The organism is Aeromonas sp. HMWF015, from assembly GCF_963878965.1.
Lineage (GTDB): Bacteria > Pseudomonadota > Gammaproteobacteria > Enterobacterales > Aeromonadaceae > Aeromonas > Aeromonas veronii.
Genome location: NZ_CAWNZT010000029.1, coordinates 1 through 9,560, shown reverse-complemented (window position 1 = coordinate 9,560; position 9,560 = coordinate 1). Strand labels below are relative to the sequence as shown.

The window sequence follows — 9,560 nt, the reverse complement described above, 5'->3', positions numbered from 1 at the left end:
AACAGGCGGGCAAAAGCAGCCTTGTCGGCCTGCTCTGCCACCCTGATCAGCAGAGATTTGAGGTCGCCATCCGGGTTATCCATCACGGGCGAGGTCCTGCGTATGGTCGAGTGTGGTTGGCCAGTATATGCCATTGCGCCATCCCTTTGGTGTGCTGTCGAACATGCTGTGGTGATGACTGATACGGCGCTATGGCGCTGGCGGATCAGCGGGTCAGGAAAAAATCAGTGACTGGCCACCAGAACCCCCTTGAGCAGGGCGATGGCGGGCTGATTGTCGGCAGCGGCCAGCAGCAGCTGCTTCTGTTCGGGGGGAATCGGCAGCACCTCCAGCCAGCGCTGGGCCACCCAGTTGCCATCGTCCCAGCAGGGGGCGGGATAGAGGGCGGCATAGTCGGGATAGTCGGCAAACACCTCTCGCAATGCCTCGACCAGCGGTTGCTGATCGGGATGGAGCCGGCGGGGCGGCCAGGCCGTCAGCGGCGTCACCTCGCCGATACGCAGGCCATCCTGCTCCTGCCACAGATCCTCTATCTGCACCCGCTCCATCCCCTGCACCGTGATCCCCAGCATGCCGTCCGGCAGCCGGTCGAAATCGATGATGGTGACCCGGGTGGCGATGGGCAGCATGTTGCGCAGGGCGTCGGGCTGGCGAGGGTCCACCATGCAGAGGGCAAAGCCGGACTCCCCCGCCTCGGCAATCATCCGCTGGTATCTCGGTTCGAAGATCCGCAGCGGCATGATGCCGCCGGGCAGCAGGTGGGCAGATAGGGGAAACAGCGCCAGTCGCATCGCAAACTCCTCGGTTGGGAACCTCTGTTGATACGCCGGGCCAGAGGGAGGAGATCATTCCCGTCAGCGGAAAGGAAAAACCCTTAACAATCAGGGGAAAATAGCCTGGACAAGCCGCTTCGATATGCAGTAGAAATGGATAAGCACCGTAATTTCCGCCCAATATTCTGGAATATGGCGCCAAACGCAGTGAAATATCCGCCCGACAGCGAGCGGCGGGTCATCCCTATAGTTTTCTCGGGCCGATGCGGGTAAAATTCACGCCCTTATATATCAGTCATTTTTCGACGCGCAACCTTGGTGGTCAGTTATGAAAGAGCATATTCATCATCTACTTGAACAAACGGTAGCCAATCTCAAGTCAGCAGGCGTCCTGCCGGCGGACCTGGAAGCCCGCGTGCAAGTAGACCGATGCAAGGAAAAAGCTCACGGCGACCTGGCTACCAACCTGGCCATGCTGCTGGCCAAACCGGCCCGTAAGAATCCCCGTGAGCTGGCAGCGGCCATCATCGAGCACCTGCCTGCCTCCGACCTGATCGCCAAGGTCGAGATCGCCGGTCCCGGCTTCATCAACTTCTTCTTTGACCAGCGCTGGCTGGCCGGTCAGGTCGAGGCCATGGTGACCTCTGCCAACGCCAACGTACGGTTGCCGGCGCCACAAACCGTGGTGGTGGACTACTCCGCCCCCAACGTGGCCAAAGAGATGGCGGTGCACCACATCCGCTCCACCGTACTCGGTGATGTAGCGGCGCGCGCGCTGGAATTCCTCGGCCACAAAGTGATCCGTGCCAACCACATCGGCGACTGGGGCACCCAGTTCGGCATGCTGATCGCCTATCTGGAGAAGATGTCCAACGAGCACGCCAGCGACATGGCACTCAAGGATCTGGAAGCCTTCTACACCCAGGCCAAGCGTTGCTACGACGAAGACGAAGCCTTCGCCGAGCGTGCCCGTAACTACGTGGTCAAGCTGCAGGGCGGCGACGAGTACTGCCGTACCATGTGGAAGAAGCTGGTCGACATGACCATGGAACAGAACCAGATCAACTACGACCGCCTGAATGTCTCCCTGACCAACAAGGACATCATGGGCGAGTCCATGTACAACGACATGCTGCCGGAGATCGTTGCCGACCTGAAAGCCAAGGGGCTGGCGGTCGAGAGCGAAGGCGCCACCGTTGTCTTCCTGGACGAGTTCAAGAACAAGGATGGCGAGGCCATGGGCGTCATCATCCAGAAGAGCGATGGCGGTTTCCTCTACACCACCACCGACATCGCCTGTGCCAAATACCGTTATGAAACCCTGGGCGCCGACCGTGTCATGTACTTCATCGACTCGCGTCAGCACCAGCACCTGATGCAGGCCTGGACCATCACCCGCAAGGCGGGTTATGTGCCGGAATCCGTGCCGCTCGAGCACCACGCCTTCGGCATGATGCTGGGCAAGGATGGTCGTCCCTACAAGACCCGTTCCGGTGGCACCGTCAAGCTGGTTGACCTGCTGAACGAAGCGGAAGAGCGCGCCGCTGCCCTGCTGGAGAGCCGCAACAGCGACCTCTCTGCCGAAGAGAAGGCCAACGTGGTCAACGCCATCGCCATGGGCGCGGTCAAGTATGCGGACCTCTCCAAGAACCGCACCACCGACTACATCTTCGACTGGGATCTGATGCTGTCGTTTGAAGGCAACACTGCCCCTTACCTGCAGTACGCCTACACCCGTATCCAGTCCATCTTCCGCAAGGCCAACATCGATGCCGAGACGCTGACCGGCAACGTGACCCTGAACGAAGAGGCCGAAGAGGTGCTGGCCCAGAAGCTGATCCAGTTCTCCGACGCGGTCAACGGCGTGGCCGACAAAGGCATGCCGCACCTGCTCTGTACCTACCTGTACGAGTTGTCAGGCAACTTCATGACCTTCTATGAAGCCTGCCCGATCAACAAGGATGGCGTGGACGAAGCAACCCGTCAGAGCCGTCTGCTGCTGTGCGCCGCCACCGCCAAGGTGCTGAAACTGGGCCTCGGCGTACTGGGCATCCATACCCTGGAGCGCATGTAATAGATGGCAACCCGGGATTATGTCGGCAGCCGCCCGCGACGTCGGGCGGGTGGCCGCAATACCAAGAAAGCGGCCCCTCGCCGCTTTCCTGTTATTCCAGTGCTGCTGGTCGTGGCACTGCTGGCAGGCTTTGGTGGCTTCCTTTACATGATCAATGGCAAGGGCAATGACGCCCCCACCATTGAGGAGCAGGTAAAGGCCAACAAGCCAAAAGCGCAGAATAACGGGCTGCCTCAGGAGAAGTGGAGCTACATCGAACGGCTTGAGAACAAGCAGGTCGATATCATAGAGCCGCCGACCCAGCCGGGTGTGCTGCCGCCACCACCGGCAGATACCATGACCCTGCAACCGGAAAAACTGCCACAGCCGGTGCCGACCGACATTCCCCAACCGGGAACGCCCATCGGCCAGCCCAAGCCCTATCAGCCCAATCCGGCGACCACCCCTTCCACCTCCGGTGCACCGGTTGCCAGCGCGCAAGAGCAGGTGATCGACCGCAAGGCAGAACGGGAGCGGATGGAGCGAGAGATCCGTGCCGAGCTGGAACGGGAGCGGGCCGAAGCGGCCAAGGCCAAAGCGGCGACCCCGCCAGCCCAGACCGCAGCCGCCGACAGCGGTCGCTACATGATGCAGTGCGCCGCCCTGCGCTCGCAGGATTCCGCAGAGTCGCTCAAGGCGCGTATCGCCTTCACCGCCGGCCTCTCTTCCAGCCTGCAGGTGATCAATGGCGCCAACGGCACCGTCTACAAGGTGATGGTGGGCCCCTTCAGCGGCAAGGCGGCCGCCGACGCGGCCAACCGCAAGCTGCAGAGCTCCGGCATCAGCGGCTGCATTCCCAAGAAAGGGTAATCCGCTTACCGATGACGCAGGGCTGAGTGGCAACACCCGGCCCTGTTTTTTTGGTGCCACTCGCGCCCACCCTGTTTGCTACCCCGTTTATCCAGACCAAAGGAAGGGTTGAAAAGCCCGTTTGCCATCCCCATCTTTCTTGCCATGCACAGTCAGGCCGTCATTCGGCTCAAGCGAGGTAAGTAAAGTGACTACCATAGTTTCAGTTCGCCGCAACGGTCAGGTCGTCATCGGTGGCGATGGCCAAGTCTCTCTTGGCAACACCGTCATGAAGGGCAACGCCCGCAAGGTTCATCGTCTCTATAACGGCAAGGTGCTGGCCGGTTTCGCTGGCGGTACCGCCGACGCCTTCACCCTGCTCGAGCGTTTCGAAGCAAAACTGCAGGCCCATCAGGGTAATCTGGAGCGCGCCGCCGTGGCGCTGGCCAAAGATTGGCGCACCGATCGCGCCCTGCGCCGCCTCGAAGCGCTGCTGGCCGTGGCCGACGAACACAAATCCTTCATCATCACCGGCAACGGTGACGTGGTGCAGCCGGAGCACGATCTCATCGCCATCGGCAGCGGCGGCAACTTCGCCCAGTCCGCCGCCATCGCCCTGCTGGAAAACACCGAGCTGGATGCCAGGACCATTGTCGAGAAGTCCCTCAAGATTGCGGGCGACATCTGCGTCTTCACCAACGGCAACCACACCATCGAAGTGCTGGACTATTCGGCGAAATAAGGCCGCCAGCCAAACCCAATTTCCCAAGGGGCGGGCACTGCCCGCCCCGGATACAGGAACACCATCATGTCCGAGATGACCCCGAGAGAAATCGTCCACGAGCTGGATCGTCACATCATTGGTCAGGCCGATGCCAAGCGCGCCGTTGCCGTTGCCCTGCGCAACCGCTGGCGCCGGATGCAACTCAACGAAGAGATGCGCCATGAAGTGACCCCGAAGAACATCCTGATGATCGGCCCGACCGGTGTAGGCAAGACCGAAATCGCCCGTCGTCTGGCCAAGCTGGCCAACGCCCCCTTCATCAAGGTGGAAGCGACCAAGTTCACCGAAGTGGGCTATGTCGGCAAGGAAGTGGACAGCATCATCCGCGATCTGACCGATGCCGCCATCAAGCTGGTGCGCGAAACCGAGATGGAGAAGATGAAATACCGCGCCGAGGAAGCTGCCGAAGAGCGCATCCTCGACGCCCTGCTGCCCAACCCGCGCAACACCTGGGGTGAGGAAGAGAAAGCCGACAACTCCAACACCCGCCAGATCTTCCGCAAGAAACTGCGGGAAGGTCAGCTGGATGACAAGGAGATCGAGCTGGAACTCTCCGCCTCCCCGATGGGTGTCGAAATCATGACCCCGCCGGGCATGGAAGAGATGGCCAACCAGCTGCAGGGACTGTTCCAGAATCTAGGCCAGAACCAGAAGAAGAAGCGCAAGATCAAGGTCAAAGAGGCCATGAAAGCGCTGATCGAAGAGGAAGCGGCCCGTCTGGTCAATCCGGAAGAGCTGAAGCAGAAAGCGATCGCTGCGGTCGAGAACAACGGCATCGTCTTCCTCGACGAGATCGACAAGATCTGCAAGCGCGGCGAAAGCTCGGGCCCGGATGTCTCCCGTGAAGGGGTACAGCGCGACCTGCTGCCGCTGGTTGAAGGTTGCACCGTCAACACCAAGCACGGCATGGTCAAGACCGACCACATCCTGTTTGTCGCCTCCGGCGCCTTCCAGATCGCCAAGCCGTCAGATCTCATCCCCGAGCTGCAGGGTCGTCTGCCGATCCGCGTCGAGCTGACCGCACTCACCACCGATGACTTCGAGCGCATCCTGACCGAACCGAACGCCTCCCTGACCGATCAGTACAAGGCGCTGATGGCCACCGAAGGGGTCAACATCGAGTTCACCCAGGATGGCATCCGCCGTCTGGCCGAAGCGGCCTGGCAGGTCAACGAGCGTACCGAGAACATCGGTGCCCGTCGTCTGCACACCGTGATGGAGCGCCTGATGGAAGATATCTCCTACGACGCTTCCGAGAAGTCCGGCGAGACCTTTGTCATCGACACCGACTACGTCAACGCCCACCTCGGCAAGCTGATTGAAGACGAGGATCTGAGCCGCTTTATTCTGTAAGCGCAGTTCTGTTTGTAAAAAACGCCTCCAGAAATGGGGGCGTTTTGCATTTTAAGCCCCAGCCCTCTTCTCTCTATGTCCCACTCGCACCCAGCAGCAAAACACTCAACTGGTATACCTATTTTTGTATATCTTTGAATTTTATCGAATTACCCCTGACGAGATATATAAATAGACACTTGATTTGCATCAATTGCCCGCCCCGACTGACTGGGTAGCCTAGCCCCAGAATGATGTTTTATTACTCCAAACTAGAGGCAATCATGAGCAAAGTCAGACTGGTCGTTGTGGGTAACGGCATGGTGGGGCACCGCTTCATCGAAGAGTTGATCGAGCGGGCCGACCCGGGCCGCTACGAGATCACCGTCTTCGGTGCAGAACCCCGTCCCGCCTACGATCGCGTCCATCTCTCCTCCTACTTCTCCCATCACACCAGCGAAGATCTCTCCCTCGTCAAACCCGGTTTCTACGACAAGCACGGCATCCGCCTGCTGCTCGGCGAAGCGGTGAAAAAAATCGACAGGGCCAACCGCGAAGTGCACTCCAACAAGGGCACTGTGGTCGGGTACGACAAGCTGGTGCTGGCCACCGGCTCCTACCCCTGGGTGCCGCCCATTGCGGGCAGTCAGCACCACGAGTGCTTCGTCTATCGCACCATCGAGGATCTGAAAGCCATCCGCAGCGCCGCCAGGAGTGGCAAGAGCGGGGTGGTGATCGGGGGCGGCCTGCTTGGCCTTGAAGCGGCCGGTGCCCTCAAGGCGCTCGGTCTCGAGACCCACGTGGTGGAGTTTGCTCCTGTGCTGATGGCCGAGCAGCTCGACGGTCAGGGCGGCCAGCTGCTGCGCCGCAAGATCGAATCCATGGGGGTGCAAGTACACACCAGCAAGAGCACCAGCGAGATCCTGATGCACGGCGGCGAACAGGCGAAACACCGCCTCGCCTTCGCCGACGGCAGCCAACTGGAAGTGGACGTAGTGGTCTTCTCCACCGGCATTCGCCCGCAAGATACTCTGGGCCGTTACGGTGATCTCGCCATCGCCGAGCGCGGCGGCATCGTCATCGACGATCACTGCCTCACCTCCGACTCCGATATCTATGCCATCGGCGAGTGCGCCGCCTGGCAGGGCCGCTTCTTCGGGCTGGTGGCACCGGGCTACAAGATGGCCCAGATCACCGTCGACCATCTGCTCGGCGGCGACAGCCGTTTCGAGGGGGCGGACATGAGCGCCAAGCTCAAGCTGCTCGGCGTCTCCGTCGGCTCCATCGGCGATGCCCACGGCCGCACCCCGGGCAGCCACAGCTATGTGTTTCAGGACGATCAGGCCGGCGTCTACAAGAAGATCGTGGTGAGCGAGGACAACAGCCGATTGCTCGGCGCCGTGCTGGTGGGTGACGTGGAAGATTACGGCAACCTGCTGCAGATGATGCTCAACGCCCTGCCGCTGCCGAGCCACCCGGACACCCTGATCCTGCCTGCCTACGCCGGTGCCAAGCCGACGCTGGGGGTGGATGCCCTGCCAGAGAGCGCCCAGATCTGCTCCTGCTTCGACGTCTCCAAGGGCGACATCGCCAAGGCCGTAGCCGAGGGTCACACCACGCTGGCCGCCATCAAGCTGCACACCAAAGCCGGTACCGGCTGCGGCGGCTGCGTGCCGCTCATCAGCCAGGTGCTCAACGCCGAGCTGGTGAAGCAGGGCATCGAGGTCAACAACCACCTCTGCGCTCACTTCCCCCACTCCCGTCAGGAGCTGTTCCATCTGGTCAAGGTGGAGGGGATCAAGAGCTTCGACGAACTGCTGGCCAAGCACGGTCAGGGCTATGGCTGCGAGGTGTGCAAACCGACCGTCGGCTCCATCCTCGCCTCCTGCTGGAACGAGCATGTGCTGAGCCCGCGCAATATCCCGCTGCAGGACACCAACGACATCTTCCTCGGCAACATGCAGAAGGACGGCAGCTACTCCGTCATCCCGCGCATGGCCGGTGGCGAAGTGACTCCGGAGGGGCTGCTGGCGGTGGCCGAAGTGGCCCGCGACTACAAGCTCTACACCAAGATCACCGGCGCCCAGCGCATCGGCCTGTTCGGGGCCCAGAAGGATGATCTGCCCGCCATTTGGCGCAAGCTGCTGGCTGCCGGATTCGAGACCGGTCAGGCCTACGCCAAGGCGCTGCGCATGGCCAAGACCTGCGTCGGCAGCACCTGGTGCCGCTTCGGCGTGCAGGACAGCGTTGGCCTCGGGGTCTTCCTCGAGAACCGCTACAAGGGCATTCGCACCCCGCACAAGATGAAGTTCGGCGTCTCCGGCTGTACCCGCGAATGTGCGGAAGCGCAGGGCAAGGACGTCGGCATCATCGCCACCGATGCGGGTTGGAACCTCTATGTGGGCGGCAACGGCGGCATGAAACCGCGCCACGCCGATCTGCTGGCTTCTGACCTCGACCGCGAGACCCTCATCAAGCTGATCGACCGCTTTATGATGTTCTACGTCACCAGCGCCGACAAACTGCAGCGCACCTCGGTCTGGCTCGGCAACCTGGAAGGGGGCGTCGACTACCTGCGCGAGGTGATCGTCGACGACAAGCTGGGGCTGGCCGAGACGCTGGAGCACGATATCCAGACCCTGATCGACAGCTACGAGTGCGAATGGTCGCGCACCCTCAACGAAGAGGAAGCGCTCAAGCGCTTCAGCCACTTCATCAACAGCGACAAGCGCGATCCGGACGTTCAGTTCGTCAGCGAGCGCGACCAGCACCGACCGGCGACCCCGGCCGAGCGCATCCCCGTCTACCAGATCGAGGTGGAAACCAAATGATGAAATTCGCCTGCCAACTCAACGATATCCTGCCGGGCACCGGCGTCTGTGCACTCATTGAAGGTCGCCAGATCGCCCTGTTCCGCCCGAGCGCGGCCGCCGAGGTGTTCGCCATCGACAACCGGGATCCCTTCTTCGCCGCCAACGTGCTGTCGCGGGGCCTGATTTGCGAACACGACGGCGAGCTCTGGGTCGCCAGCCCGCTCAAGAAGCAGCGCTTTCGCCTGAGCGATGGCCACTGTTTCGACAACCCTGCAATGTCGGTTCAAAGCTACCCCGTTGAAGTACGCGACCAGCAGATCTGGGTCGCCGTCTAAAACCAAATTCACTCTCTTTAGGGCTGCCTCTGGGCAGCCCTTTCAAGGACTCACAAGATGTACACGGAAACCATCAACAAGTGCGCCACCAACGCGGCCCGCATCAACCGCTTCGAGCGCAGCGACAAGCTCGGCTTCTGGCTCAGCTCCGCCATGGCGGGAGCCTATGTGGGCCTCGGCATCATCCTCATCTTCACCCTCGGCAATCTGGTGGATCCCGCCATCCGTCCGCTGGTGATGGGGGCCACCTTCGGCATCGCCCTGACGCTCGTCATCATCGCTGGCTCCGAGCTGTTTACCGGCCACACCATGTTCCTCACCTTCGGGGTGAAGACGGGCAAGATCACCATGGCCGACCTGCTGCGCATCCTGCCGCAGACCTGGGCCGGCAACCTGATTGGCTCCGTCGTGGTGGCGCTCATCTACTCCTACGGCGGCAGCCTGCTGCCGGATGCAGGCAGTCTGGCCCACAAGGTAGCGCTGGCCAAAACCCAGGCTCCGGCCCTGACCCTGTTTATGAAGGGGATCCTCTGCAACTGGCTGGTCTGTCTCGCCATCTGGATGGCGCTGCGCACCGAAGGAGCCGCCCGCTTCATCGCCATCTGGTGGTGCCTGCTGGCC

Annotated in this window: 8 protein-coding genes and 1 pseudogene; 7 read left to right on the top strand and 2 right to left on the bottom strand. The window is 61.4% G+C overall.

Annotation, left to right across the window (positions count from 1 at the left end; genetic code table 11):
• Both AACS18_RS01380 and AACS18_RS01375 read right to left on the bottom strand, forming a co-directional pair.
• Positions 1 to 134: pseudogene (locus AACS18_RS01380) on the bottom strand (sigma-70 family RNA polymerase sigma factor); the annotation flags it as partial.
• A 90-nt stretch (positions 135 to 224) separates the two neighbouring features.
• Complete coding sequence (locus AACS18_RS01375) at positions 225 to 791, bottom strand: LON peptidase substrate-binding domain-containing protein (RefSeq protein WP_100652269.1); 567 nt, start codon at positions 789 to 791, stop codon at positions 225 to 227.
• A 310-nt stretch (positions 792 to 1,101) separates the two neighbouring features.
• Between AACS18_RS01375 and argS the strand changes: the two genes are divergently transcribed.
• The 7 genes from argS to nirC form a co-directional block, all read left to right on the top strand.
• The gene (gene argS / locus AACS18_RS01370) at positions 1,102 to 2,847 is read left to right on the top strand and encodes an arginine--tRNA ligase (protein ID WP_005355547.1); all 1,746 of its coding nucleotides are present in this window, start codon (positions 1,102 to 1,104) and stop codon (positions 2,845 to 2,847) included.
• 3 nt (positions 2,848 to 2,850) lie between these two features.
• On the top strand, positions 2,851 to 3,696 hold the full coding sequence (locus AACS18_RS01365) for an SPOR domain-containing protein (RefSeq protein WP_108613506.1): 846 nt from the start codon (positions 2,851 to 2,853) through the stop codon (positions 3,694 to 3,696).
• Between the two features lie 187 nt (positions 3,697 to 3,883).
• Positions 3,884 to 4,417, top strand: coding sequence for an ATP-dependent protease subunit HslV (gene hslV / locus AACS18_RS01360; RefSeq protein ID WP_005340772.1), 534 nt, complete (start codon positions 3,884 to 3,886; stop codon positions 4,415 to 4,417).
• 66 nt (positions 4,418 to 4,483) lie between these two features.
• The gene (gene hslU / locus AACS18_RS01355) at positions 4,484 to 5,812 is read left to right on the top strand and encodes an HslU--HslV peptidase ATPase subunit (protein ID WP_108613505.1); all 1,329 of its coding nucleotides are present in this window, start codon (positions 4,484 to 4,486) and stop codon (positions 5,810 to 5,812) included.
• Between the two features lie 263 nt (positions 5,813 to 6,075).
• Entirely contained in the window at positions 6,076 to 8,622 is a 2,547-nt protein-coding gene (gene nirB / locus AACS18_RS01350) for a nitrite reductase large subunit NirB (protein ID WP_181363376.1), read from the top strand.
• Positions 8,622 to 8,939: a nitrite reductase small subunit NirD gene (nirD, locus tag AACS18_RS01345; protein ID WP_071914036.1), complete on the top strand. Its 318-nt coding sequence runs from the start codon at positions 8,622 to 8,624 to the stop codon at positions 8,937 to 8,939. The genes nirB and nirD overlap by 1 nt, the downstream gene beginning before the upstream one ends.
• A 57-nt stretch (positions 8,940 to 8,996) precedes the next feature.
• Positions 8,997 to 9,560 (top strand): nitrite transporter NirC (gene nirC / locus AACS18_RS01340; RefSeq protein WP_108613503.1); only part of this gene is annotated, 564 nt, incomplete at its 3' end.

Bases quoted from the DNA above. Each gene is read 5' to 3' on its own strand.
- AACS18_RS01375 (WP_100652269.1), bottom strand. From the start codon at position 791: ATGCGACTGGCGCTGTTTCCCCTATCTGCCCACCTGCTGCCCGGCGGC.
- argS (WP_005355547.1), top strand. From the start codon at position 1,102: ATGAAAGAGCATATTCATCATCTACTTGAACAAACGGTAGCCAATCTC.
- AACS18_RS01365 (WP_108613506.1), top strand. From the start codon at position 2,851: ATGGCAACCCGGGATTATGTCGGCAGCCGCCCGCGACGTCGGGCGGGT.
- hslU (WP_108613505.1), top strand. From the start codon at position 4,484: ATGTCCGAGATGACCCCGAGAGAAATCGTCCACGAGCTGGATCGTCAC.
- nirB (WP_181363376.1), top strand. From the start codon at position 6,076: ATGAGCAAAGTCAGACTGGTCGTTGTGGGTAACGGCATGGTGGGGCAC.
- nirD (WP_071914036.1), top strand. From the start codon at position 8,622: ATGAAATTCGCCTGCCAACTCAACGATATCCTGCCGGGCACCGGCGTC.